The sequence below is a fragment of the Mycolicibacterium holsaticum DSM 44478 = JCM 12374 genome (genome assembly GCF_019645835.1).
Taxonomy (GTDB): Bacteria; Actinomycetota; Actinomycetes; order Mycobacteriales; family Mycobacteriaceae; genus Mycobacterium; species Mycobacterium holsaticum.
In genome coordinates this window covers 5,186,648-5,211,567 of record NZ_CP080998.1, presented here as the reverse complement: position 1 = coordinate 5,211,567, position 24,920 = coordinate 5,186,648, and the positions used below count along the sequence as shown (strand labels likewise).

Genomic DNA, 24,920 nt, shown 5'->3' with positions numbered 1-24,920 from the left:
AGTTGATCATGAAGCGAGGTCTGTCAACCTCGATCGCCTGTCGCCGTCGCTGTTGCGGCGCGCATCACATGACGGCGGTACCACGGACGGCCGTGCCAGCGCTGATAATGCCAAACCGCACTCGGCAACGGCCCCCGCGGGTGCAGCCAGAACCCTTTTGGCGGATCGAGTAGCGTTGCGCGACGGCCGATTTCGATCTCACCGAGGACAACACCCGCACCCTGTTCGGCGCGACGCTCGGCGATGACCTCACCGCGTGCATCGGTGATCAGCGTCGCGCCCTCGAAATGCCCCCGATACGGCATCGGGAACCAAGGCATCGGGCACCTCACCTCGCCGGCGTGTGCGGCGTGCACGACCGGCGCGCCGACGTACTTGGCGAACGACGCCGCGGCGCGACGAGCCGTGGCGGCGTTGCGGCGTTCCCACCGATCGAACACGAACCGCGGCGGCCACGGTGGAATGGACCACCAGCCAGAGCCGGTCATCACCAGATCGACCCGCGACCGCAGCCGCTTCACCGTGCCGGTACGCATCAGCTCCCAGCAGACCGCGGCGCCGACGTCATGGTTGCCCGCACGGAATACGCCGTCGTCGTGTCCGCCGACGTAAAACGCGTTCTCCCACATGGTCGGCAGGTCCTTGTCGTGTCGGCCGACCACACCGTGGGCGTCGGCCGCGAAGTAGGCGTTGCGCACATGTCCGTCGGTGTCCCGGCACAGGAACGAACCGCCGACCAGGGCCCGGTACCTGCGGGCAAGGGCGATGAGCAAGTCGGTGGCCTTACCGTCCGGCGGGAGCGCGGCGTCTTTCAACTCGTCGACGAACGCGATGCCGGTCGTGAAAAACTCCGGTAGCGCGATGATCCGCGCACCGGCTCGACCCGCTTCATCGGCGAGGCGTTCACAGATGTGGAGGTTGGCGCTCACGTCGCCCACCACCGCCTCGAGCTGAATCGCCGCTGCCAACACCATGGTTCAACGCTACTACGGGACCGAAAGTGTTCACCACGTCGCTGTTGATCCGGCGACCGCTGCCGGGCATCGTGGGGGCGCGGATTACCGGCCGCGACGGCGGCTGGCGCCGAATTCACCAGGTGTGCTTCGCGTTCCATATCGCCACCGCGGTGATGGCGACGTCCTGGTCGCAGTTTTTGGTGCAGTTCTATTTGTCTGACACGGATCAGGACGGGTCGCTCGCCCTGGCGCGCATGCGGATTCCGATCTCACCGGTACTGGTGTCCGACAGCGAGGTGAGGTATTCCAGCGTGCCGGTGATCTCCAGGACGCGGTCGAGGTGCGCGGGACGGTTGTCCAGGTGCAGCCGTGCACCGGCCTGCGCGGCTTTCTGATGTACCTGCAGCAACGCCGACAGCCCGGTGGAGTCGAAGAACGTCAACTCTGCGAAGTTCAGGTGCAGGTCGAGCGGGGCCGCGCTGCCGGACAGCAATTCGGACACGGTGCTCAGCAATTGGCTGGTGTGACCGTAGTCGAGGTCGCCTGAAATATCGATGCGCGCCGACCGGCTCGACGAGTCCGAAGACAGGGTGATCTTCATGCGATCGGTGTGGTTTGTCCGGTGGCCAGGGCGGTACGGGCAGCGGTGAGCAGCCGCCGAGCACGCGGAAAGTCTTGCAGTTGGCCCGCCAGCAGATCCAGGGCGGGAGTCAGTGAGGCCGCGGGTACGCGACGGGCTTCCAGCACCTGGGCGGTCCAGACGATGAAGCCGGTGAACAGGTCGTCGTCGTCGGTGTACAGCGCGGTCGCGAGGAAATCGACGATGTGGGCGATGTCCTCGGTGGTGTGCTGGCGTTGCGCCTCGCTGTAGTCGGCCATCGCGGGGAAGTGGTCCTCCAACTCGGCCATCGTCGCTTTGACCAGTTGCGCCTTGGTGCTGCTGACCATCGAATACTCCTGGTCCGCCAGATGCGGCAGCGCGTTCGGCGGCTGCCGGTTCGGCGTGAGACGGAGCCGGACCAGGCCTTCACTCAGCCACTGCGAGGCGGCGCGGGCGTCCGGTGCCCAGGCATCGGCACCAAGGAGGTGCGCGTAGCGGCCGTCGGCGCCGAAAGCCGCGCCGCCGACGAGCACGGAGACACCGGCGGCCTGACATGCGGTGATCGCCGCGTGCGCAGCCGGCAGCCGGGTCGGAATCGAGCACGACAACGCGACGGCATCGGGCGCGTACTGATGTAGGTGCGCGATCAGGTGCGGGGTCGGGACCTGCGCGCCGAGGAAATCCACCTGCCAGCCGCGCAGCCGCAGAACCTCGGCGAGTAACCGGGCGGGCAGCGCGTGCCATTCGCCATCCACACACGCCACCGTGATGCGCCCGGCGCGTGCGGCCGACGTGGCCGCGGGGTGCTGCGACAGCGCCGCGATCACCCGGTCGTTGATCGCGGTGGCGGCGTGCTCCTGGGCCACGGTGATGCGGTTGGCCGCCCACTCCGTGCCGACCTTGCGTTGCACGGGTGCGATCACCTCGAGGAGCGCGTCCTCGGGCGTCACGCCGGAGTCGACAGCGGTGAACACGACGCCGACGGCGGCGGACTCGTCGCCGTCGAGCACCGCGTCCCACAGCCGCTCGCGAACCACCGCGGGTTCGCTCGTCTCCGCGCCGACGTCCGGTCCGGTCACCCTGAGTACCTGCCGGACGTGTGGCCCTCGACGGCGCTGAGATGGGTCCGGCGCGGAGCCGTGATGGCCACGACGGCCATATCGTCGTGTTTTCGATCGGTTACCCACTCCGAAGTGAGCATCATCATCCGCTCCACGACCGCCTCGGCGGGCAACTGGGCGCATTGCGCCAGCGCGTCGATCAGTCGCTCATCGCCGAACATCTCCTGACCGAGCGGCCCGCCGCGGGCTTCGGAGAGGCCGTCGGTATAGAGCAGGCATGTCTCGCCGGGCGCGAGTGATACCTCGGTAGAGCGCGCAGTGAACTGTCGCAGCGCGCCGACCAACATGCCACGGGTGTCCGCCTCCAATACCGTCCCGTCGTTGCGGAGGATCAGCGGGGCGGGGTGCCCGGCGCAGGTCAACCGCAGCTTCAGCTGACCTTCGCGGCTCGCGATGGAGGCCAGCACCAACGTGGCGAAGCGGCTGTTGTCGGGCGTCAACAGGGCGCTGTTGAGAAGGTTCAGCACGCGTTCGTGGTTGTCGGCGAGCGGCGCCAGGGCGTGCAGGGTGTTGCGGATCTTGCCGCTGAGCACCGCGGCCTCCAGGCCCTTGCCGCACACGTCGCCGAGGACGACGAGCGTCTCGCCGTCGGGTCCCGTGGCGGGGTGGACGTCGTAGAAGTCGCCGCCCACCAGTTCATGGTCTGCGGACGCGCGGTAGCCGCCGGCGAGTTCGAAATCGTCGCGCCGCTCCATCTGCGGGGGCAGGAGTTCGCGCATCAGGGTGCGGGTGATCGCCGACTGCTCGGCGTAGAGCCGGGCAGTGGACAGCGCCGCTCCGGCGCGGGTGGCGAACAATCGGGCGAAGAGTTCCTCGCCGTCGCTGAACGGGGCCTTGGAGTCGCGGCGCAGCAGCACCAACGCGCCGGCCGGAACACCGTGGCCCGGTAACGGCGTGATCAGCACCGATCCCACCCGACCCGGGAAGCGCCGGGGAATCAGCCACTCGGGCATCGTGGCGGGGTCGATCCACCGCGACGGCACCGGCGGGAAACCACGCAGGGTCTCGCTGAGGCCGGATACCGAGGCGGGGTCCGCTTCGACGGTGTGGTGTTCGGCGACGCCGTCGGGTCCGCTGCAGACGACCGGGATCAGTTCATCTCGAACGGGGGCGACGATGACCGCCGCGTCCGCCAGATGGCGGGCCGCCATCTGGACCGTCGCCTCTCGGCACCGGTCCAAGTTCAGCGACGCCATCAACACCGCGGACGCCTCGTCGAGGAATGTCGCGCGTTTTCGCTCCTGAGCCAACGTCTCGTGGGCGCGCTGCAGCGAGCGGTCGGTGTCCTCGACCAGCCACCATGCGGTCCCGCCGCCGGGCAGGGGGGTGCGGTTGGCTGCGAAGTCGCGGCCGTCGATGAGGCCGGTCGCTGCCGACGCCTGCCGATCGTGTGCGTCTGTTAGCCATGCGGGTGCGACGTCGGCCAGCGCGACACCGGCCTCGGCGTCGGCCAGCACCTCCTGCGCCGGAACGCTGACCGCGGAAATGACACCGCTGGTGTCGACCACCAGCACCGGGTGCGGAACCGACTGCCAGGCGGGCTCGCCGACGGGCTTGGGCGAAGCACTCTCCACGCATCTGTGACTGCTCAATCGTCAGTCCCGCGGTGTGGTCGATTGTGTATCGGAAATAATTCGCACCCTTGCAGACATCAAGTTTTTCTGCGAGGCGTGGGCTCAGCCCCTGACGCTCCGACTGTACCCCGGACCGCCGACGGCCACCTTAAAAGGCAATCACTCCGCGAATGTTCCTGCCGGCCCGCAAATCCTTCATCGCCTCGTTGATGTCGTCCAGCTTGTACTTTTGAGTGACCAGCTCGTCGAGTTTGATGGTGCCCGCCTCGTACATCGACAGCAGTTTCGGCATGGCATCGCGGGGGTTCATCTCGCCGTAGAGGACACCTTTGAGGGTCTTACACGCACTCACCATGTCGGGCAGGCTGATCGGGATCTGCATGTCGCTGATTTTCGCCATGCCGGTCAGAACGCACGTTCCGCCCTTGCGCAACAGCATCATCGCCACCATCACCAGATCAGGCGGCACCACGCCCGGTGTCAGCACGACGCGGTCGGCCATCACGCCCCAGGTGATCTCCTTGACCAGTTCCAGGGCGGACCCGGCGTCGACGGCGGTGTGCGTCGCGCCGAACGACGGTGCGATCTCACGCTTGAACTCGTTCGGGTCCACCGCCACGATGTGCTTGGCGCCGGCCACTTTGGCGCCCTGGACCGCGTTCATCCCGATTCCGCCGACCCCCACGACGACGACGGTGTCGCCGGGTTCAGTTCCAGCGGCCACGGATCCGGAACCGAATCCCGTTGTCACACCGCATGATACAAGCGAGGCTGCCTCGAGTGGTATCCAGTCGTTGATCTTCACCAATGACCGTTCTGAGGCCACCACGAACTCTGCGAATGTGCCCACCTGCATCATCGCCATCAGATCCTCGGCACCGTTCGGCCCGACGACGTGCCTGCGCCTGGTGCCGTCGGTGGTCATGGCCTTGCTGTAGATGTCGGCGCCGACGTCGCACAGATAGGTGTGTCCGGTCGCGCACCAACGGCAGTTGCCGCAGGCGGGAAAGAAAGAGACGGCGACGTGATCGCCGGGCTTGAGCGTCTTCACCTCGGGCCCGACCTCTTCGACGACCCCGGCGCCCTCGTGACCGCCGAGCATCGGAAACCACTCGGGTACCGGGACCCCGGCGGCACGCATCAGGTCCTCCATCTCGGCGCTGGGGACGCTGTCACCGGTGTAGAAGTGTTCGTCGGAGTGGCAGATGCCCGCGTAGGCCATCTTCACCAGCACCTCGCCGGCGTGGGGTGCATCCAGTTCGACATCGGTGACTTCCCAGTCGACGCCAACGCCGCGCAGCACGGCCGCTCTGGTTCTCATCAGGACTCCTTCGGCCAGCCGACGGTCTTGGTTTCGGTGAAGATCTCGAGTCCTTCGATGCCGCACTGCCGCCCGACCCCGGACTGCTTGTAGCCGCCGAACGGAGCATCGGCGCCGTACCACAGACCGCCGTTGATTCCGAGGGTCCCGGTGCGGATCCGGCCGGCGACCGCTTTGGCCCGGTCGAGGTCCCTGGCGAATACGACGCCCGACAGGCCGTAGATGGAGTCGTTGGCGATGCGCACGGCATCGTCGTCATCGTCGAACCCGATGACGGACAGCACCGGACCGAAGATCTCCTCCTGGGCGATCGTCATCCGGTTGTCTACGTCGGCGAACACCGTTGGTTCGACGAAAAAGCCCTTCGGAAGATGTGCTGGGATATTGCCGCCGGTGACCAGGCGGGCGCCTTCCTGCCTGCCCTTCTCGATATAGCCCATCACGCGATCCTGTTGACGTTTCGAGACCTGGGGGCCCTGCAGCACCGACGGGTCGGTGGGATCGCCGTACTTGTTCTTCTCCATCGCGACCTTGACGATCTCGACGGCCTCGGCGTAGCGGGAATTCGGGACCAGCAGGCGGGTCGGCATCGCACAGCCCTGTCCGGCGTGCATGGAGATGAACGCGCTGCCGCCGAGCGAGGCACTGATGTCGCCGTCGTCGTCGAGCACCAGGTACACCGATTTGCCGCCGAGTTCCAAGAACGTCGGCTTGACAGTGTCAGCCGCTGCCTTCATGATTTTGCGTCCGGTTGCCGTCGAACCGGTGAAGGCCACCATGTCGACCAGGGGAGAAGTCGAAAGCACCTCGCCGACAGTGTGATCCGATGAGGTGACGATGTTGATCACCCCTGGCGGGATGTCGGTCTGCTCGGCGATGATCCGGCCGATGCGGGTGGCGTTCCACGGTGTGTCGGGTGCGGGCTTGAGCACCATCGTGTTGCCCATGGCCAGAATCGGGCCGACCTTGTTGAGGATGATCTCGAGCGGAAAGTTCCACGGCGTTATGACGCCGACGACACCGACGGGTTCCTTCCAGACTTCGCGGGCAGCGAGGGTGCCCATCCCGAACGCATCCTTGTCGGGAAGCGTTCGCTTCCAGGGGAACTGGCTGATCATATCCGCCGGCCAACCCAGGGCCTCCTTGAGCGGGACGTCGAGTTGCGGTCCGAAAGTGCTCAGCAGCGGGCAGCCCGCTTCCGCGATCAGTTCCCCGCGGATCTCCTCGCGTTCGGCCTCCAGCGCCGCCTGCAGTTGACGGAGCCCGGCGGCACGGGCCTGCCCGTCGCGCGACCAGTCGGTGTGGTCGAATGCGTGGCGGGCGGCAGCCACCGCCCGTTCCATGTCGGCGCGGGTGCCGTCGACGGTGCCCCCGAGAACCTCCTCGGTTGCCGGGTTGATGTTGTCGAACTGGCGGCCTGTCTCGGATTCGACGAGCTGGCCGTCGATGAGCATGCGCGATTCGTGTGTCAACGCGTTTCCTTCACCACTGTCGAAGTTCGGCCACTGCGCCCGATGGCCGGGGAGCCAATGTCAGATACGGGATGAAACTGCTGTTTCCGCAACGAAGTACGTTGTGCACGACGCCGACGAGGTGATCGGCCTCGACCAGACCGCCCTGCATGTAGCCGTTGTCCATCCAGAACCGGATGGCGTTCTCGAGCGCCTGCGGATCCCACGCCTTGCTGAACTCCGTTTGGGAGTCGCCTTCACCGCCGAAGCAGTCACCGACCGCCAGCCGGGTGAAGCCGATGTTCGGGTGTTCGATGCGCCAGGCCTCGACCAATTTGTCCAGCGCCGCCTTGGACACTGCGTAAGCGCCGAGCAGCGGCCACGGGGCGGAGTATGACGCGCTCAGCGACGAGAGGTAGACAGCCGAACCGGCGTTGGCGGCAAGGTGGGGTGCGGCGGCTGCGGTGATGAGCGATGCGCCGGTAACGTTGGTGGCGAACAGGTTTCCCCACTGCTCGGCGGTGACGTCGGTGAGGGGCGCGAGGACGCCGACGCCAGTCGTGTAGACGAGTGCATCCAGGCCGCCGAATTCTTCGACGACGGCTGTCATGGCGCGTTGACAGGCATCCGCGTCCGTGACGTCACACGCGACGGCCGCCGCACCGCTGCCCGCTTCCTTGGCGGCGTTCTCGAGGCGGTCGCGACGCCGCGCGAGGAACGCGACCCGGGCGCCCTTCTTCGCGAGCCCCACGCCGATGCACCGGCCCAGACCCGCGGACGCTCCGACTACGGCGACTCGCAGTGGTGGCGCGTCCGACATCAGATCTCCTTGCGACGTGGGCGAAGCAACATTATCAGTTCGGTAGAAGAACAATAATCAAAAATGGAAATGCTCATTTTCATACGGAGGTCACCATCCTGAGTCGCGAGTCAACCGCTACCGCCTGATGACCTTGCGCGGCTCCGTCGCGAAGCTGAGCAGAAGCCGGTCGAGAATCCGTGCCGCACGACCGCGTGCTCGGCCGGGGCTTTTGGCGTGTGCCACCAGAAGAGCACCCTCCTCGAGCGATGCGACGAGCATGTGAGTCAGCTCGGCAACGGGTAGATCGTCGATGCTGCCTTCGGCGATGGCATTGCGCACCATCTCGTCGATCAACGCGATACTGTTGTCTTCCTGGATCGCGCGCAGCGTCCGCCAGCCCAAGACGACAGGTCCGTCGACCAACATGATGCGCTGCACCTCGGGTTCGAGTGCCGACTCGAGGAAGCCGTGAAGACCTGCGCAGAGTCGCTCCCATGAGTCCGCGCCGCGCGGCGGGGAGGACAGCGAACGCAGTGTGAGGTCCCGCTCGACCTCCTCGAACACCGCGCGGAAGAGTTCGGCCTTGTCCTTGAAGTGGTGATAGAAGGCGCCGCGGGTGCCGACGCCCGAGGTGGTGACCAAGTCGCCGATGCTGGTGTTGAAGTAGCCCTTCTCCACGAACAAGATGCGCCCCGCATCGATGAGATGACGGCGGGTTTGATCTCCGCGAGCGCGTCGTTCGGAGTCTGTGCCACCACGCTTGGCCATGCCGAGCATGCTATCAACATTCACCGTGTAGGTTAGCGGTGGCAGACAACCTGCATGTTGTATGTTGCTGAATGTGGCAGACGAAGATGTTCGCGCGTACGGCTCGGTCGCCCCGCTGAAAGTCGGCCTGCTCAACGACTATCCGACCAGGTCCAGCACCGAGGACGACACGCTGGACACGCTACGGCTCGTGTTCGATGAAGCGGTCTCTGCCGGGCTTGTGGATCGGCCGATCGAGGTGGTGCGGCGCGACGTCATCGGCCTACCCAACGGCACGTACCACGCCGTCGAACGCGGATACGACGAACTGGTCGCCGAAGGCTGTCTGATGATCTTCGGCCCGTACGTCTCCGACAACGCGGTGCCGTTGTCCGCGCACGCCGACCGGGTGGCCAAGGTCCCGAATCTCATCCTGTCCGGATCGGAGGAGGCGCTGGGTGAGTGGACGTTCGCCCTCAACAACGGGTCGATGCCCGAGGAGCCGGTCATGCTCGCCGCGGTGATGCTCGGCGATGGAAGGTCACGTATCGCCATCGCGTATGAGGCCTCTCTCATCGGCAAGGAGTATCTGGCGTTCGCCGAGAAGGCTTATTCCGCAGCGGGATTGAAGGTCGTGGCCACGGCGGCCATCCCTCAGGTCGAAGCGGACAAGGCGGCGGTGGTCGCCGAACTGCGGGCGGCCGGCCCCGATGCGCTGGTGCACGTCGGTTTCGGCCACGGGTTGTGGGGCTTCTCGGACGCCTTGGAGAGTGCCGACTGGGATCCGCCGCGCTACACCACGACGGCGTTCGAGATGGCGCACATCAACGCCGAGTGGATGCATCACCTGCGCGGCTGGATCGGTCTTGACAGCTACGACGAGCGCAACCGCGTCGGTCAGGCCTTCCTCGACCGGTTCGAGGCGCGCTACGGCCGCCGACCGGCGCACTCGATGCCGGGCCTGTGCCACGACGTCGCGACCGTGATCGCCCGCGGCTTGGCGGCTGCGAGGCCGCTGACCGGCGAAGGGGTCAAGCACGGAATCGAGCAGGTGAAGCTCGTGCCGTCGGCGAGCGGAGCCCCGGGGACGTTCCTCCGGTTCGGCCGCTACATCAGGCAGGGTTGGCTGGGCTCCGATTACCTGATCGCGCGCCGTGTGCTACCGGACGGAAGCGGACACGTATTCCACGCGGCGCCGAGCGACAACATCGCACGCGCGGTGAGCGCCTGCCGAGACTGAGCTTGTGCGCGACGATGGCGCGAATGTGTCTGCAGAAGCTCAGTTTCGGCGCTGGCCGCCCAGCTGGATCGCACCGAACACCGGCGCCGTGACGATCCCTGGCGGCTGGGCCCTCACGTAAGGGATCGCCCGGACTGCGCCCATCGCGATCATCAGATGCCCCGGTTGCGCGTGCTGCCCGTTGGGCACCTTGCCGTCCCAGCCGACGTCGAGCGCGAGCTCGAAACTCGGTTCGCCCTTGATGACGGCGCGGATCAGCGGCGCCTTCTCCCCCGGGGCAAGCGGCGTGAGCCCCCACTGGGGCAGATCCCGCGTAAGAACCCATTCCTCGTGGATGGCCAGCAGCGGGCGGCCTGACCAGTGTCCGACCCATGAGAACCGTTGGCCGACGACCGTTCCCGCCTCGATAGTGCCAGCCGTCACCTCGAGGTCGTGCTGAAGCGTGGTGGCATCAACGGAGACCTCGACGTGCGACAGCGTGACGCCGAGAACGTCGGCGGTGGCGTTGAGCGCCTGACGGTACGCCATGTCGAGCTTCTTGATGATCAGCGAGTCGACCGTGACGTCCTCGGGCGCTCGGCCCATACCCATCAGGTCGACGAGCATGGGTCGGCTGTCGACCGCCGAGACATCGGTCGCTTCGTAGAGGTCGATTCGATCGATTGACTTGCTCAGTCCCGTCACGGTCGCCACCAGGCGTTCGAACATGAATCCCGGGTTCTCTCCCGCGGCATGGAAGCGGGACTGTCCCGTCCGGGATGCTTCGACGAAAGCCGTCGCGGTCTCGGCGCCGTAGGTCGGCAGGTGGTTGTAGGACGTCGTCGTGATGACGTCGGTGCCCGCCGCAAGCAGTCGGCAGATGTCGTCGGCGTTGGTGTCAACGGCATGGGCCTTGCTGGCGGCATGTATGACGACGTCGGCGCCGAGTCCGAAGATCTCGTCCTTGTCCGTGGTAGCGAGGACGCCGGTGGTCGCCGGAAGGCCGCACAGCGACCCGGCGTCCTGTCCAGCCTTCGCCGGGTCGTACACCAGCACGCCGGCCAATTGAAAATCAGGGTTCTCAATGAGCTCGGCGAGCGCAGCGCGACCGACGGCGCCCGTGGCCCATTGGACGACTCGAGTTACCAATCGATCGCTCCTGGTGTGCTTTTCGCTGAGGCTACGGCTTGACTCCGGCCAAACGTACATGATGGAGGTCGGCAACCACCAGGGTGTATGTTGATATCGGCCGATCCGCAGTGAGGAGTCGTCGCATGTTCGAGCCGGCGAGCGTCGAAGATCTCGAGCAGAGCATTCGAGACGCTCAAGACAAATTCAACGCAGGCATGGGCGCCGACGGTGACGCCACCCCGTACCCCTTCCTCAAGGAGCTGCGGGCACAGGCGCCGGTGCATGCCGGGTGGCCTGAGATGGGCATGATCGGCAATTCGGAAGACGGCCCGCCGACCTTCACGGCGTACACGTTCGACACCGTCAAGGCGATCTTCACCGACAACATCACCTTCAGCACCCGGTGTTACGAGGACGTGGTACGGCCACTGCAGGGCCCCACCATCCTCGAGATGCAGGACCCCGAACACGCGATTTACCGCAAGCTGCACGAGTTCGCCTTCGCTCGCTCATCGATGAAGCGTTGGGATACCGAACTCGTCGGCCCGCTGGTGGACCGAACCATTGCGAAGATCAAGGACGCCAAGCGTGCCGATCTCGTCGACGCGGTGTTCATGCCGATTCCGGTGCGGGTGATCGCAGCGCTACTGGGACTTCCCGATTCCGATGTCTTGCACTTTCACCGACTGGCGATCGATCTGCTGGGCTTCCGCGGCGACATGGACTGCGCGATGCGGGCATCGGCGAAGATGAAGGAGTATTTCGTCGGGATCCTTGCCGACCGGCGCCGGGAGCCCAAGGACGACATGGTCTCCATCCTTGCGGCCGCAGAGGTCAACGGCGTGAAAATGTCCGACGAGCAGATTTACGGTTTCATGCGCAACCTACTGCCCGCGGGCGCCGAGACCACGTCCCGCTCGACTGCCAGCCTGGCCTACGCATTGCTCACCCATCGTGATCAGCTCGACGCGGTGCGCGCCGACCGCAACCTGCTGCCGCAGGCGATCGAGGAAGGCATTCGCTGGGAAACCCCGCTGCTCAATTTCATGCGCGAGGTCACCCGCGACACCGAGATCGGCGGGGTTCACGTACCCGAGGGTGCGACGATGATGCTCAGTCTCGGCAGCGCGAACCACGACGAAACGCGGTGGAATGAACCGGAGAAGTTCGACATTTTCCGGGAACGTAAGCCGCACATCGGGTTCGCGCACGGGGCCCATGTCTGCCTGGGCATGCATCTGGCTCGGCTCGAGACCACCAAAATCTTCAACGCGCTGTTCGACGAGTTGCCCGGACTCCGGCTCGACCCCGATGCGCCGGCGCCCTACATCACCGGAACGATGTTCCGATCACCGCCACGTCTAGACGTGGTGTGGGACTGAGGAAGTGTTGCCATGACACGGGTGATCCAGTGGGCGACCGGCGTCACCGGGATGATGTCGCTGCGCCACGTCATCGGGCGGCCGGATCTCTCTGTCGTCGGTGTTCGGGTCTACGATCCGGCGAAAGCCGGTGTCGACGCGGGCACGTTGTGCGGTGCCGGTGAGGCCGGAGTGGTCACCAGCGACGACCGCGACGCCATCATCGCCACCGATGCCGACGTCGTGCTCTACATGGGGAAGGTCGAAACCGACACCCCGGGCTGCTTCGCCGATGTCTGTGACCTGCTCGCTTCCGGTAAGAATGTTGTCGCCACGGGTAGCAGGTTCGTCCATCCGCGCTCGCTGCACGAATCGCTGGCCGACGACATCGAAAATGCCTGTGAAGCAGGCCGATCATCATTCCTCGGGGTAGGTCTGTACCCGGGCTTCTTCGGCGAGTCGATCGCGCCTCTGCTGTCACGGCTCACACAGCAGACGAACCGGATCAGCGTCCGCGAGGTGCTCAACTACTCCACCTACGCCAGTCACGACCTGATCTTCAATGCCATGGGTTTCGGGCATGCACCCGACGACACCACCCCACTGCTCACTAACGCCGAGTACGCGGCGAGCGCATGGATCGGCAGCGCGACGGTGCTTGCTCAGGCGCTCGGACTGCGAATACGTGCGGTGGAGGGCTTCCGCGAAGTCGTGACGACGCCGCGCGCCTTAACCGTCGCAGCAGGCGAGATCCCGGCGGGCACCGTCGGTGCCATGCGATTCGGTGTCGTCGTCGACTGCGGCGAGACCGTGATGTCGGTCGAGCATCTCACTCGCATGGCCGACGACCTCGCCCCGGATTGGCCGACCGAGATCGGATACGAGGTCACCTTCGAAGGTGAGCCGAATATGCGCATCCACTTCGAAATCGGTTCTCCCCGTGAGGACCACGCCGAACAGGGGTGCCTGGCCACCGCGATGCATGCGATTAACGCCATACCCACCGTCGTCGCGGCTGAGCCGGGGCTGTACGACCTGTCCACCATTGCGCCGTTCGTCGCCCACTGGACGAGCCGCGCCAACTAGACGCGCGTGTCAGACCCCGTTGCCGAAGCCCGTGTAGCTGCGGATGAGGGGCAGGTCCGCCATCGTCGCGAACCCTGCGAGGGCCGCGCAGACCGCCGGGATGGCGTTGACTACCTGCATCGCCACCGTGACCAGACCGGCTCGGACATGCTCCTCGATGGACGCCTCGCGCGTGAAGCTCGCCAGGGGAAAGAAGTGTGTCCGCATGGACGGATCGCCCTCGATGGTCAAGGTCCAACCGTCCAGCGGTTTGGGCCAGTGCTGGGGGTACTCGCCGCCGACGGTCCACAGCGTCTCGAACTCGATCAGTGGTTCGCCGCCGCGATGCCCGACGAACTTCCAGCGCTGCCCGGCGGTGGTGCCCTTGCGCACCACGTGTTCGAAGACGTGCAGGTTCGTGGTCGCCGGTACCGTTTCCAGGCTCACCGCGACGTCGTCGATGTCCGCATTCAGGGTGTCGGAGAGGAACCACGTCTGCTCGACGAACAGCTTCGTCAGGAAACCGAGATAGGCGTTGGCGGTTGGTGTCACCTCATCGACCGGCCGGCCGAACCACATGCCGTCGAAGGTGATCTCGGTGCTCTCCCACAGCGTCCAATCGGCCCTCTCCTGCAGGGTCAATCGGTCGATCGTGCGGCTCATTCCCGACAGCGCCAGCGGCAGCACCCCAGACAAATTACCCGGGTTGAGCCCACTGCCGTGGATGGTGCTGTTGCCTTTCTCGCACGCCGTCAAGAGTTTGTCCCGGTCGGCTTCGGGAATGCGCCGAGGATGAAATAGAAATGACGGCGTTGCCACGTTTTTGCCGCTCTCGAGCAGCGCACAGACATCGTCGAGGTCGGTAAACGACGGTGCGTACAACACGAGGTCGGCGTCCAGCGCGAGGATTTCGGCAGCATCGGTGGTGGCGGTGACGCCGATGGGAGCTCTGTTGACGAGCGTCCCGACATCGACCCCGTTCTTGACATCGGAATACACGCGGGCTCCGACCAACTCGAGGTCGGGGCGGTGATCGAGGATGGTGGTGATCATCTCGGAGCCGACGGCGCCGGTGGCCCACTGAATGATCCGCAATGGGCGACTGTCGACGCTCATCCGGCGGCCCCCGTCGAAACCGTCACAGTGCGACAGTACACCGGTGATAACGTATGTTCTCACATTCGGCAAATGAAATTCTCGACAGGAGCGTGCCATGGACGATGTGCTGAGGTACCGGGGCAAGTCGGTGGTCGTAAGCGGCGCGGCGTCGGGAATGGGCCAGGCGGCTGCGCAAATCCTCGCGGATCTCGGTGCGGCGGTCACCGCACTCGACATCAAACCCACCACCGTTCCCGTCGCCCGCGCGCTACAGATCGACCTTCGCGACTCGAAGAGCATCGACGAGGTCGCGGCGTCCATCGACGGCCCCGTCGACGGGCTCTTCAGTTGCGCGGGACTACCCGGTCCACCGTTCAGCGAATGGGACACGATTCTGGTCAACTTCGTCGGCGCGCGTCATCTGGCCGAGCTCCTCGTGCCGAAAATGCCCGAAGGGTCGGCCATCAGTGTGATTTCGTCGTCCGCCGCGATCGGCTGGCAGGACCACATCAAGGTCATCACCGGGCTGCTCGAGACCAGGGGGTTCGAGGCGGCCGTCGAATGGCTGACGGCCAACGAGAAGCTGTGGTCGTGGAGTGGCTATGCCTACTCGAAGTACATCATCGACGCGTGGGTGGGCTGGTGGTATCCCGAATTGGGTCGGCGTGGCATCCGGATCAACTGCATCAACCCGGGCCCCACCGAGACCGCGATGATGCCGGCCTTTCAGGATCTAATGGGTAAGGACACTGTCGATCAGGCCGTCGGACCCGTCGGGCGGTATTCGACTCCCGAGGAGCAGGCCTGGCCCCTGGTCTGCCTCGGCAGCCCGCGCTTCAGTTATGTCGGCGGTGAGGTGCTTTGGACCGACGGTGGCTGGAACGGCGCCATGACGATGGGCCGGCACCAGGCGCAGTGGGCCGACACGGCGGCCGCCGAGATGTCGAAGAACAGTTGAGCCGCTACCGCAGGACGCACGCACTCAGATGAAGTCCGAGCCGCCGTCGATGCTGACGGGGGAACCGGTAACGTAGCCGTTACGGTGCGACGCCAGATATGCCGTCGCCGAGGCGATTTCCCTCGGGTGCCCGGCCCGGCGGAGGTCACCGGGATGACCGTAGGTTCGCTCCACCCACGTCATCACATCATGCGGATCCGCGGAGTTCAGCCCGGCGGCGGCCAGCACGTCCTCGAGGATCTCGGTGAAGCTCGCGGTCACGATGGTTCCCGTGCACACGCAGTTGACGAGTATACCCTCGGGCCCAAGGCTTTTCGAAAGCCTCTTCTATCGGGCTTTGCTCAATCGAGGGGCCAGATGCACGATTTCGCTGACCACTGTGGGGTTCGCGCGAGACATGGCGATCAACGACAGCATCGCGTTCGCCACGTCGCTGACTGCCGACATCTCCGCCGGAATCTGGCCCTCCTGCGCCCACGTCCGGTACAGATCGGCGAGCAGATCTCGGTCCGCGCCACGCAGGATCTCGGTGCCCTCCGTCGGGCCGACGCTGACGCGGATGACGGCCAGCTCCGGATGTTCGGCCCGCCAGGAGCGCAGGATCTCGTCCAGCGCAGCTTTACTGGCGTGATACGCCGCGACACCGGCGCGGGGCCGACCCACGTCGTGGCTCGATGCCACGAGTGCGACCGCGTCGTCGGCAAGGTGGGGCAGCGCGGCGCGCAGCACATGCGACGCGCCCACCGCGTTGACGGCGTACGCATGCAACCACGTCGTCACGTCGGTCTCTTCGATCAGCGCGAACGGCACCACGGCGCTGGTGAAGATGACAGCGTCGAGTTGGCCGAACCCCGACACCACGTCCCCGACGACCTGCTCGATGGCGTGCGGATCGGAGACGTCGAGTTCGTGGGCGGAACCATCGAGCTGCTCGGCGAGTCCGGACAGCAGGTCCGCGCGCCGTGCCGCGAGCGCGACGCGGGCGCCCCTGGTGTGAGCCGCCTGCGCGAGCGCGTGACCGATGCCCGACGAGGCGCCGATCACGAGCATTCGCGCGCCCTCGATATTGGAGTGTCGATCGCTCATACCGTGCTTCTCCTACCTGATTCCGTTTTCGATGACGCAGATTCGATCATCGCGCGGATCGGTCGTCGGCACCTGCCGCAGTCCGATCGGGCTCCGCAAGCGTCGGACACCTGCTGCGACGTCCTGGCGCCTGAAGCCATTCCCGCCTCCTTCGATACCGTTCCGCGCAGGTGCACCCGACCGTCCTGCAATACGAGAATTCATATTCTCATACGTCCAGATTGAGGCGGTAGACGACCGTGTCGCGGCCGCCCCGGGGCTTGCAACCGGTGGTCGGGCCGCGGGAAACCTGCCATAACGGTGCTCGATAACGCCTATTCTCGCGGTGTGACCTACAGGGTGAAGGTTGGGCCGTACTACGACCCGTTTGATTTCGACATCGACGACGATCCCTACCCCGTGTGGAAGAGGCTGCGCGAGGAAGCGCCGCTCTACCGGAACGACAAGTACGGCTTCTACGCGTTGAGCAGGTACTCGGACGTCGCCCGCGAGCTGGCCAACTGGGAGGACTACCGCTCGGGCAAGGGCACCACCATCGAGATCATTCTCAACGGTGTCGAGGTACCGCCGGGCATCATCCTGTTCGAGGACCCCCCGATCCACGACTTTCACCGTCGCCTGTTGTCGGGTGTGTTCACGCCACGGCGCATGGCTGCCATCGAACCGCTGGCGCGAGAGTTCTGCCAGCGCGCATTGGAGCCCCTCGAGAACGCCGAGAGGTTCGACTTCATCGCCGACCTCGGAGCATGGATGCCGATGCGCACCATCGGATACCTGTTGGGCATACCGGAGGACAGGCAGATCGCCATCCGGCAGAACACCGATCGGCTTCTCGAACTCAAAGGCGGCGAACTCTTCGATGTGGCCGCCGACATGCTGACACGCCAAGGCTCGATGCTGGAAGAGTTCATCGATTGGCGTTACGACCACCCATCAGACGATCTGATGACCGAACTGGTCAACGCCGAGATCGAGGAACGCGACGGTAGCCGCAGGCGATTGACCCGCGAAGAGGTGTTGACCTATACCGGCACCCTCGTCGGCGCGGGAAACGAGACGACGACGCGGCTGATCGGCTTTGCCGGACAACTGTTGTCGGACCATGCGGACCAACGCCGCGAACTAGCGGCGGATTTCAGTCTTATCCCCGCGGCGATCGAGGAGGTGCTGCGCTACGAGGCACCGTCGCCCGTACAGGCACAATATGTCGCTCGTGACGTTGAACTCTATGGCCAGACGGTCGCCGAGGGCTCGGTGATGCTGCTGATCAACGGTTCGGCGAACCGCGACGAGCGACAGTACCCGGACGGGGACCGGTTCGACATCCACCGGCAGGCCACGCACTTGTCATTCGGCCGCGGAATTCACTTCTGCCTCGGCGCCGCGCTCGCGCGGATGCAAGCGCGCGTGGCGCTCGAGGAGGTTTTGCGCCGATGGCCGGACTGGGAAGTCGATTACGCGGCGGCAAAACGCGCTCATACCACCAGCGTCCGAGGGTGGGCAACGCTTCCGGTCACGGTCTGAGATGACCAATACCGTTGACCGTGAGCCGAATTGCGCTCCCGGCGAACCGGCCGAGGAACACTTTTCCCCGTGGTCTGCCAGGATCGGGTGGTCGCTGTTCTTCATCGCCTACCTGACCTTCGCCATCGTGACGATCGCGAACATTCAGACAGGTCTGCACGGGGACCCGAAAAGAGCGAACCCGAATCCCGGCCCCGATCCGTATCCGCCGTTTCTCGGCTTCGACAACTGGCCGCTGGCGGTCTCGATCAGCTCGATCCCGTTGGCGATCGGTCTGATCACCGCCCTGACGTGGTTGTCGTGGCGGCAACGAAAGGTGCACTGGGCGGTCATCATCGCGTTTGCCGGCCTGATCACCGGGGCGCTGGATCCATTGGCGAATTGGGCGACGTTCGCGATATTCGATCCGCGCATGTTGCACTTCCCGCTGTCCTGGCCGTACGTGAACATCTCACCGAATCTTGAACCGGCGCTGGCGTTCCTAGGGGGCTACGCCGCTTACTACCTGCTGAACGGTCTGGGCTTCTTGAAGCTGCACGACAGCCTCTTGGATCCGCTGATGCGTCGCGCCGGCTGGTTGGCACCGCGCAGGCTACTGCGGGTGTTCATCGGTGCGACGATCATCGCCGTCCCGATCAACGGGCTCATCCAGTTCACCTGGATGAGAGCCGGAATCTTCTACTACACAGAGGCAGTCGGTCCGGTGCTGCAGATCGGCCACATCCACTTTCCACTGATCATGGCGGTGTACGACGCCCCGATATTCGCCATGGTCGCCGTGATGTGCGTGCGGGACGAGAGTGGCGAGTTGGTGTTGATCAACCGACTCGCGCGCTGGTTGCCCGCGAGGCGGGGACGCCCAAAGGTGACGCTGACTCGCCAGTTACTGATATCTGTGACGGTGGGCCTGGTGTCGTTCGCTGTGCCGCTGGCTGTGTTGTCCGGGCTGCGAGAGGCAGGTCTGTCGCAGCCCTCCTTCGATCAAAACCCCTTTCCGGAGGTAAACCTGTACGACCCATACGGTCATCTCGAGGAAGCCGGTAAGCCGGGACCGTTTTACCGATAACTACGAACATGCCACGACGACGAGAACGGTTGCCCCGCAGGGCGCAGAAAGGGTGAGAGACAGTGATCGACTTCTCCGGTCGCCGCTATCGAGTTGTCCACGTCGGCACCGGGTTGACCGGCAGGGAGGCCTTGCGTGCGGTCATCGAGGACCCCTTGCTCGATCTCGTCGGGGTGAAGGTGTCGACACCGGAAAAAGCCGGGCTAGACGCAGGAGAACTGTGCGGCGCACCATCGGTCGGCGTACCCGCGACCGATGACCTTTCGACGGTTCTCGCGCTGAAACCCGACTGCGTGACATATTGCGCGACCGCCGTTCGACGCGAAGACGAGGTGATCGCAGACATCGCCACGTACCTCGAGGCGGGGATCAATGTGGTGACGTTCTCGCTGATCCCGATGATCTATCCCCGGGCCGCGCCCGCGTCATGGCGACAAGACCTGGAAAATGCGGCTCAGCAGGGTAATGCAACGTTCTATGCCACCGGCAGCGAGCCGGGGTTCATCAGCCTGAACATCCCCACCGCTCTGCTGACCGGGGCGGGTCGAGTCGACTCGTACCGGATGGACGAGTACGCCGTCGACCTCGACAAGTCCTACCCGATATGGGACGTCCTGCATGAGTCGATGGGATTCGGTAAGCCCGACGGCCATGTGCCCGTTCGAATCGCGTCGGGGAAGGTCAACAAGGACTGGGGCACGGTCGTGACCTACATCGCCGACATCCTCGGATTCGAACTCGACGGAATAGAACTGGACTGGGAGACTCTGCTCGCGCCGACCGACCTTCCGACCGCGCTCGGCGTCATCCCCCAGGGAACGATCTGTGCGCACCGGTGGCAGCTCGCCGGGATCGTCAGAGGCCGCCCAACCGTCGCGGTTCAGTACTTCGCGACGGTCAGCAGCACGCCGTGGCCCGGTCGTTGGCCCAAGCCGGCGCGTGAAGGCCAAGGCGGAATGGTATTCCGCGTCAACGGCAATCCCAACATGAACCTCGAACTGCACCTCGAGCAGTCGGACGACGACCGAGTGAATCCCGGTGTCGCGGCCACGGCGCTCGCGGCGGTGAACGCCATCCCCAGCGTGGTCGAAGCCCCGCGTGGCGTGATCGCCAGCCCTCTTTCCGGGCCGTCGGTCGTCACTCGACAATCCAGCGCTTAACTGCCCGTCACGCCGACGTCCACCGGAATGGCGGCAGCCGTGACAAATCTCGCGTCGTCGGATGCCAACCACGCGACCGCACGGGCGACGTCCTCGGCGGTGGTGATCGCGTCCGGCAAAAGTTGCTTTGTGAAACCGGGCCGCAGCGCCGGATTCGACTTCGCTGCCTCGGCCATCGCCTCGATCATCCGACCGCTTCCCATCGGTGTCGCCACCGAGCCAGGGTGCAAACTGTTGACTCGAATGTGGTATTTGCCGAGTTCGGCGGCAAATGAGCGGGCCAGGGCCGTTACGGCGTGCTTACTGGCTGTGTAGGCGATCATGAACGGCTCCACCGTGAGGCCGGCTGCCGAGCTGACGAGGATGATGGAGCCGCCCCGCCCGGCGGCGACGATGTGCTTGGCCCCCGCCATCACCGTGTTCCAGGTACCGACGATATTGATGTCGATGGTGTCCTGGAAGTCACGCGGCGACACTTGATCCCACGCGGCGGGCACACAGATGCCCGCGTTGGCGACGATGACATCGAGCCGCCCGAGCTCGGCGACCGCGTTATCGACAGCGGTGCAAAGGCCGTCGTGATCTCGAGTGTCGACGATCGCCGTCACTGCCCGCCGGCCCTTGCTTGCCACCATCTCCGCCGTCTCGGTCAGATCCTCGGGCGTGGCCGAATCGTAGGGGACGCTCGGTGGGAGCGGCCCCGCGATGTCAACGAGAATGACGTCGGCGCCGTCGGCGCTGAGCCTTTCGGCATGAGCGCGTCCCTGTCCGCGGGCAGCCCCGGTAATGAGCGCGACCTTGTCGGTCATGTCTGGCACACGCGCACGCTACCGCACCTGAGAATCCAGATTACCAGTTTTAGAGAACGTCCGTTGCGGAAGTGGTAGCTTTTCCGATCATGGGTGTGCTCGACGGTCAGACAGCATTCATCCTCGGTGCGTCGGCGGGCATCGCCCAGGCTTCAGCCAGGCTGCTGGCGATCGACGGCGCCACGTTGTACTTGCTGGGGCGATCCATGAAGCGGCTGGAAGCGACGCGTGACCGAATCCATGAGGCCGCCCCGGACGCGGAGGTTGTGCTGCAAAAGGGTGACCCCGAAGACGAAGACACCGTGAAAGCGGCGGCACAGTCCGCCCACGATGTCCACGATCGGCTGAACATCGTCATCGGCACGGTGGCCAGCGGCGGCACCGGGCCGCTGGTCGAACAGGACCTCGAAACCTTCACGAATTTCGTGATGGGTAACCTGCGCTCGAACTTTCTGGCGCTGCGCTATTCTGCGCCGCTGATGACGGGTGGCGGTTCAATCGTGTTCATCTCGTCGACATCCGCCAGGATTCCGATGGAGGGGCTGGGGCACTACTCGGCGGGCAAGGCCGCGCTCGAGATGTTCATCCGCGTCGCCGCCTCAGAACTGGGCGCGCGCGGTATCCGAGTCAACGCGGTACGCCCGGGCCTGACGGAAGCGGCCACCACTCAGGGCTACATCCACCTCGAAGAGCTGACAAGCAGTTTCCTGGAACGGGTACCGCTAGGCAGGCTCGGTGTCGCCGACGACATCGCTCCCGGCGTGCGCTACCTGGCTGGACCCGAATCCGGCTGGATGACGGGGCAGAGCTTCGCGATCGACGGAGGCAACGAGGTGCGGGGCGCACCACGCGGACCGATGTTCACGGTCTAACCGAAGTCCAGCGCGTTACGGGGCGCCGTGATCGGCAGATCCAGCGACGTGGCGATTCCCGGGGTCGCGGCGACCACGTAGGGGATGGCATTGACGACCCGCATGGCCGTCGCCTCCATCGCGTTGGCGTTGGCCGACTCTGGGGTGTCCTCGGTGCCGAGCTTCAGGTCGCACCGAATATGGGGCTGGCCGTCAATGATGAGCCGGTAGGTGCCGTTGGGCGCCGACGCCCACTCCGGTGCCAAGTCAGGCGCCATCCGGTTGACGTGCTCGATCGTGATCATCGGGTGACCGTCGACGACACCGGTGGTTTCCGCTCGGACGGCGCCACACGTTCCGGCGGGAATGGTTCCGCACGCGACGTGCAGATCCCGCGGGGTGAGCACCCGTTCGTAGGTTTCGGTGACCTTCTCGAGTTCCACCCCAAGCGCCTTGGCCACCAGCCCGATCGGCGGTCCCCAGGCAAACTGCTGTGCGCCTTCGAGTTCCAACAGGGGCGTGAAATCGAGCGGCTTGCCGAAGCCCATCGCATCGATCATCAGCTCTCGGTTGGGATACGTCGAGTAGTCGAAGATCTCTTGCGCTCGTATGGATCGGATGGTGTTCGACAATGTGGTCAGCAGTACCGCGAACTGGTCGCCGGCGAAGCCCGGTTCGATGCCCGAGGTGTAAATCGTGGCTCCTCCGGACAATGCGGCTGTACGCACCTGATCGGCGAGTTGCGGGATCCACCTGTCGGGGAACATCATTCCCGGGGTGTTGGTGGTCACCACGTTCAATCCACCGTTGAGTAGGCGGACGTAGTCGCGCACCGCGGCGGAGTCCATCTCCGCGCTGGCCGCACCGTAGACCACACAATCGGGCTTCGACGCGATGATGTCGTCGAGATTGCCGGTGGTGATCAGGCCGATCGGGCCCAGCCCGACGATTTCGCCGGCGTCGCGCCCGACCTTCTCGGGGCTGTGTACCCACACCCCGACAAGGTCCAGGTGCGGTCGGCGGACGATCGCGCGGATCGACAGGCTGCTGATCCAACCGGTGGATATCACGGCGACCCGTAATGGCTTGTCAGTCACCCGCTGCACTCCTTCTGTATCACGTCGTCTCAACGGGCAGTTGCGAACGATTTTCGCGCGACGCCCACGACTGCTGCGCCACTGCTGCAGACACTTTCACGATCCATTGCCGACGCTGAGTTCGGCCCCGTCACGATCGTCACCTGTCTGCGAGAGGGAACGGTTTCAGTGCCACGTCGCGAATGTACCGTAGCGAGAATGCAAGTTTCCGAAAATAGGAAACCGCCTTCACGTCAGCCACGACGTCATGGTCGAACTGCGGCACCATGCCGTGAAGCTGTCGCGCTCACGTGTCTGAGAGCAGATCGCTGAGCTGCTTTGCGAGTTCCGACTTCTTGACCTTGCCCGTGGCAGTGAACGGCAGCGCCTCTTTGTTTGTGACCCAAATGAACTTCGGGACTTTGTATGCCGACATCGTCCTGCGGACCTGCGCCTGCAGATCCGCGGCATCCAGCTGAGCGTCGCCGCGCGGTACCACCGCCGCGGCGACGATCGTTTCGTTGCTCTCGTCCTCGGCGCCGACGACATACGCCTCGAGGACGCCGTCGCAACCGGACAGCGCCAACTCGACCTCGCCGGGTGTGACGTTTGTGCCGCCACTCGTTTTGATCAGATCTCCCAATCGGCCGGTGAACTTGATCCATCCGTCGTCGTACTGGACACCGCGGTCGCCCGTTCGGTAGTAGCCGTCCGGCGTGAACACGTCTTCGCGTTCGCGCTTGTACAGCCGCTGCATCAGCGAGTAGCCGCGCACCCAGATTTCGCCTTCGGCGCCCGGTGTGACGGGTTCCCCCGTCGCCGGGTCCACCACCAGATGCGCCAACCCCTCGATCGAGTACCCGCCCGTTTCGCAGCGATCGGCGGGTTGCGCTGGATACGGGTCGACGCCGATGTGGTTGCCGCACAGTTCGGTCATCCCGAGGGCACTGGGGCCTTTCGGGCGGCGCTCGGGCGGCACCATCGCGGGCAGGCTGGTGCGCTGCACCGAACTGAGGTCGCGCCGGCCGAAATCCGGGTGGTCGGCCAGTGACTTGCCTTGCTGGGGCCAACCCAGCGTTGTCGTCGCGCGGTGGCGCTCGATCAACTCGAGGGCCTCGGCCGCGTCGAACGCCGGCTGGGTGACAAGCGTCGCGCCGTGGTGGATCACGGCGTGGATACCGGTGATCAGGCCGCCCACCCAGAAGAACGGCATGGAGGTGAACATCACCGTTTCGTTCGTGACGCCGTAGTCGAAGGTGAGATTGTAGGTGTGGCGCACCAGCGTGCCGTGCGTGTGCACGGGTCCCTTCGGGTCGCCGGTGCTCCCCGAGGTGTAGATGATCATCGCGTCGTCGGCCGGCGTCACGCAGGACTCGACGTCGACCAGGAAGTCGGCCGGAAAATCGGCATCGTGTCCCGCGGCGAGGTCATCGGGAAGGCGCGTCGCCCATGGGCGATCAGATTCCTGCCACACCACGATCGTGCGCAGATACGGCGCCTGGCGGATGGTGAGCCTGCCGGGACTGTCCTGGCCGGACAGTCCCGGCAGCGCCTCCTCGAGGCGATCGAGGAAGTCGTGGCCGCGGAACTCCGGCTGGGCGATGATCGCGCGCAGATCGGCGTGACGAGCCGTCCAGCCCAATTCTGCGGCTTTGTAAAACGTATTCAGCGGTACCGCGACCGCCCCGATGCGCGTCGTGGCGAACCAGGCGATGGCCCACTCCACGCTGTTGGGCATGAGGATCCCGACGTGATCACCCTTGCCGAAGCCCTCTGCCAGCAGCGCCGTCGCCAACCGCGCCGACCGCAGATCGAGGTCGGTGTAGCTGAGCGTCTGACCCCCGGCGATCAGGAACGGCTTGTCGCCGAACCGCGCCGCGCACGACCTGACCAGAGCGGGGATCGTGGGCGTCACGGTGGGAAAGGGCACGAGTTGAACATCC

The 24,920-nt window shown here is 65.1% G+C and carries 22 protein-coding genes and 2 pseudogenes; 9 read left to right on the top strand and 15 right to left on the bottom strand.

Translation table 11 applies throughout. The annotated features are described in order from the left end of the window. Nucleotides 1-23: 23 nt before the first annotated feature. Complete coding sequence (locus K3U96_RS24970; RefSeq protein ID WP_220691423.1) at nucleotides 24-974, bottom strand: carbon-nitrogen hydrolase family protein; 951 nt, start codon at nucleotides 972-974, stop codon at nucleotides 24-26. Between the two features lie 26 nt (nucleotides 975-1,000). On the opposite strand from K3U96_RS24970, the pseudogene K3U96_RS27005 reads away from it, so the two are divergent. Further along, nucleotides 1,001-1,165 (top strand): annotated as a pseudogene (locus K3U96_RS27005) (DUF3159 domain-containing protein); the annotation flags it as partial. 17 nt (nucleotides 1,166-1,182) lie between these two features. Here K3U96_RS27005 and K3U96_RS24960 read toward each other — a convergent pair. The 7 genes from K3U96_RS24960 to K3U96_RS24930 form a co-directional block, all read right to left on the bottom strand. Further along, nucleotides 1,183-1,557 carry an STAS domain-containing protein gene (locus K3U96_RS24960; protein ID WP_069404248.1) on the bottom strand — a complete coding sequence of 125 codons (375 nt, stop codon included), beginning with the start codon at nucleotides 1,555-1,557 and terminating at the stop codon, nucleotides 1,183-1,185. Continuing rightward, complete coding sequence (locus K3U96_RS24955; RefSeq protein ID WP_220691422.1) at nucleotides 1,554-2,636, bottom strand: cobalamin B12-binding domain-containing protein; 1,083 nt, start codon at nucleotides 2,634-2,636, stop codon at nucleotides 1,554-1,556. The genes K3U96_RS24960 and K3U96_RS24955 overlap by 4 nt, the downstream gene beginning before the upstream one ends. Beyond that, nucleotides 2,633-4,252 carry a PP2C family protein-serine/threonine phosphatase gene (locus tag K3U96_RS24950; RefSeq protein ID WP_220691421.1) on the bottom strand — a complete coding sequence of 540 codons (1,620 nt, stop codon included), beginning with the start codon at nucleotides 4,250-4,252 and terminating at the stop codon, nucleotides 2,633-2,635. Before K3U96_RS24950 ends, K3U96_RS24955 begins: the two co-directional genes overlap by 4 nt. A 148-nt stretch (nucleotides 4,253-4,400) precedes the next feature. Beyond that, nucleotides 4,401-5,573, bottom strand: a complete 1,173-nt coding sequence (locus K3U96_RS24945) for an NDMA-dependent alcohol dehydrogenase (protein ID WP_220691420.1) — start codon at nucleotides 5,571-5,573, stop codon at nucleotides 4,401-4,403. Continuing rightward, nucleotides 5,573-7,027: an aldehyde dehydrogenase family protein gene (locus K3U96_RS24940; protein ID WP_220693689.1), complete on the bottom strand. Its 1,455-nt coding sequence runs from the start codon at nucleotides 7,025-7,027 to the stop codon at nucleotides 5,573-5,575. The genes K3U96_RS24945 and K3U96_RS24940 overlap by 1 nt, the downstream gene beginning before the upstream one ends. A gap of 28 nt (nucleotides 7,028-7,055) precedes the next feature. Beyond that, entirely contained in the window at nucleotides 7,056-7,844 is a 789-nt protein-coding gene (locus K3U96_RS24935; RefSeq protein WP_069404252.1) for an SDR family oxidoreductase, read from the bottom strand. Nucleotides 7,845-7,961: 117 nt separating this feature from the next. After that, on the bottom strand, nucleotides 7,962-8,594 hold the full coding sequence (locus K3U96_RS24930; RefSeq protein WP_069404272.1) for a TetR/AcrR family transcriptional regulator: 633 nt from the start codon (nucleotides 8,592-8,594) through the stop codon (nucleotides 7,962-7,964). A 73-nt stretch (nucleotides 8,595-8,667) separates the two neighbouring features. Here K3U96_RS24930 and K3U96_RS24925 point away from each other — a divergent pair, with 73 nt between their 5' ends. After that, a complete protein-coding gene (locus K3U96_RS24925; RefSeq protein ID WP_069404273.1) occupies nucleotides 8,668-9,813 on the top strand; it encodes an ABC transporter substrate-binding protein in 1,146 nt (381 codons plus the stop codon). A 39-nt stretch (nucleotides 9,814-9,852) separates the two neighbouring features. Here K3U96_RS24925 and K3U96_RS24920 read toward each other — a convergent pair whose 3' ends face one another. Then, nucleotides 9,853-10,941, bottom strand: coding sequence for an NAD(P)H-dependent amine dehydrogenase family protein (locus K3U96_RS24920; RefSeq protein WP_271035574.1), 1,089 nt, complete (start codon nucleotides 10,939-10,941; stop codon nucleotides 9,853-9,855). Between the two features lie 125 nt (nucleotides 10,942-11,066). On the opposite strand from K3U96_RS24920, the gene K3U96_RS24915 reads away from it, so the two are divergent. Both K3U96_RS24915 and K3U96_RS24910 read left to right on the top strand, forming a co-directional pair. Beyond that, entirely contained in the window at nucleotides 11,067-12,305 is a 1,239-nt protein-coding gene (locus K3U96_RS24915; protein ID WP_220691419.1) for a cytochrome P450, read from the top strand. 12 nt (nucleotides 12,306-12,317) lie between these two features. Next, nucleotides 12,318-13,370, top strand: coding sequence for an NAD(P)H-dependent amine dehydrogenase family protein (locus K3U96_RS24910; protein ID WP_220691418.1), 1,053 nt, complete (start codon nucleotides 12,318-12,320; stop codon nucleotides 13,368-13,370). A 9-nt stretch (nucleotides 13,371-13,379) separates the two neighbouring features. Here the strand turns inward: K3U96_RS24910 and K3U96_RS24905 are convergent, their stop codons facing one another. Next, nucleotides 13,380-14,465, bottom strand: coding sequence for an NAD(P)H-dependent amine dehydrogenase family protein (locus tag K3U96_RS24905; protein WP_220691417.1), 1,086 nt, complete (start codon nucleotides 14,463-14,465; stop codon nucleotides 13,380-13,382). Between the two features lie 97 nt (nucleotides 14,466-14,562). Between K3U96_RS24905 and K3U96_RS24900 the strand changes: the two genes are divergently transcribed. Continuing rightward, nucleotides 14,563-15,405: an SDR family oxidoreductase gene (locus K3U96_RS24900; protein ID WP_220691416.1), complete on the top strand. Its 843-nt coding sequence runs from the start codon at nucleotides 14,563-14,565 to the stop codon at nucleotides 15,403-15,405. Nucleotides 15,406-15,429: 24 nt separating this feature from the next. Here the strand turns inward: K3U96_RS24900 and K3U96_RS24895 are convergent. Both K3U96_RS24895 and K3U96_RS24890 read right to left on the bottom strand, forming a co-directional pair. After that, nucleotides 15,430-15,732: pseudogene (locus tag K3U96_RS24895) on the bottom strand (SDR family oxidoreductase); the annotation flags it as partial. Beyond that, complete coding sequence (locus tag K3U96_RS24890; protein WP_220691415.1) at nucleotides 15,733-16,491, bottom strand: SDR family oxidoreductase; 759 nt, start codon at nucleotides 16,489-16,491, stop codon at nucleotides 15,733-15,735. It abuts the pseudogene before it with no gap. A gap of 327 nt (nucleotides 16,492-16,818) precedes the next feature. Between K3U96_RS24890 and K3U96_RS24885 the strand changes: the two genes are divergently transcribed. The 3 genes from K3U96_RS24885 to K3U96_RS24875 all read left to right on the top strand — a co-directional run bounded on the left by K3U96_RS24885 (nucleotide 16,819) and on the right by K3U96_RS24875 (nucleotide 20,241). After that, a complete protein-coding gene (locus K3U96_RS24885; protein ID WP_220691414.1) occupies nucleotides 16,819-18,015 on the top strand; it encodes a cytochrome P450 in 1,197 nt (398 codons plus the stop codon). 1 nt (nucleotide 18,016) lies between these two features. Beyond that, nucleotides 18,017-19,081: a spirocyclase AveC family protein gene (locus K3U96_RS24880; protein WP_220691413.1), complete on the top strand. Its 1,065-nt coding sequence runs from the start codon at nucleotides 18,017-18,019 to the stop codon at nucleotides 19,079-19,081. A 62-nt stretch (nucleotides 19,082-19,143) separates the two neighbouring features. Continuing rightward, the gene (locus K3U96_RS24875; RefSeq protein ID WP_230982287.1) at nucleotides 19,144-20,241 is read left to right on the top strand and encodes a dihydrodipicolinate reductase; all 1,098 of its coding nucleotides are present in this window, start codon (nucleotides 19,144-19,146) and stop codon (nucleotides 20,239-20,241) included. Here K3U96_RS24875 and K3U96_RS24870 read toward each other — a convergent pair. Continuing rightward, on the bottom strand, nucleotides 20,238-21,050 hold the full coding sequence (locus tag K3U96_RS24870) for a mycofactocin-coupled SDR family oxidoreductase (RefSeq protein WP_069404260.1): 813 nt from the start codon (nucleotides 21,048-21,050) through the stop codon (nucleotides 20,238-20,240). The two genes, K3U96_RS24875 and K3U96_RS24870, sit on opposite strands and share 4 nt — an antisense overlap. An 89-nt stretch (nucleotides 21,051-21,139) precedes the next feature. On the opposite strand from K3U96_RS24870, the gene K3U96_RS24865 reads away from it, so the two are divergent. Beyond that, on the top strand, nucleotides 21,140-21,922 hold the full coding sequence (locus K3U96_RS24865) for an SDR family NAD(P)-dependent oxidoreductase (RefSeq protein ID WP_220691412.1): 783 nt from the start codon (nucleotides 21,140-21,142) through the stop codon (nucleotides 21,920-21,922). Here the strand turns inward: K3U96_RS24865 and K3U96_RS24860 are convergent. Beyond that, nucleotides 21,919-22,998 carry an NAD(P)H-dependent amine dehydrogenase family protein gene (locus K3U96_RS24860; RefSeq protein WP_372514922.1) on the bottom strand — a complete coding sequence of 360 codons (1,080 nt, stop codon included), beginning with the start codon at nucleotides 22,996-22,998 and terminating at the stop codon, nucleotides 21,919-21,921. The genes K3U96_RS24865 and K3U96_RS24860 overlap by 4 nt on opposite strands. A 286-nt stretch (nucleotides 22,999-23,284) precedes the next feature. Beyond that, the gene (locus K3U96_RS24855) at nucleotides 23,285-24,907 is read right to left on the bottom strand and encodes a class I adenylate-forming enzyme family protein (RefSeq protein WP_220691411.1); all 1,623 of its coding nucleotides are present in this window, start codon (nucleotides 24,905-24,907) and stop codon (nucleotides 23,285-23,287) included. Nucleotides 24,908-24,920: the final 13 nt, after the last annotated feature.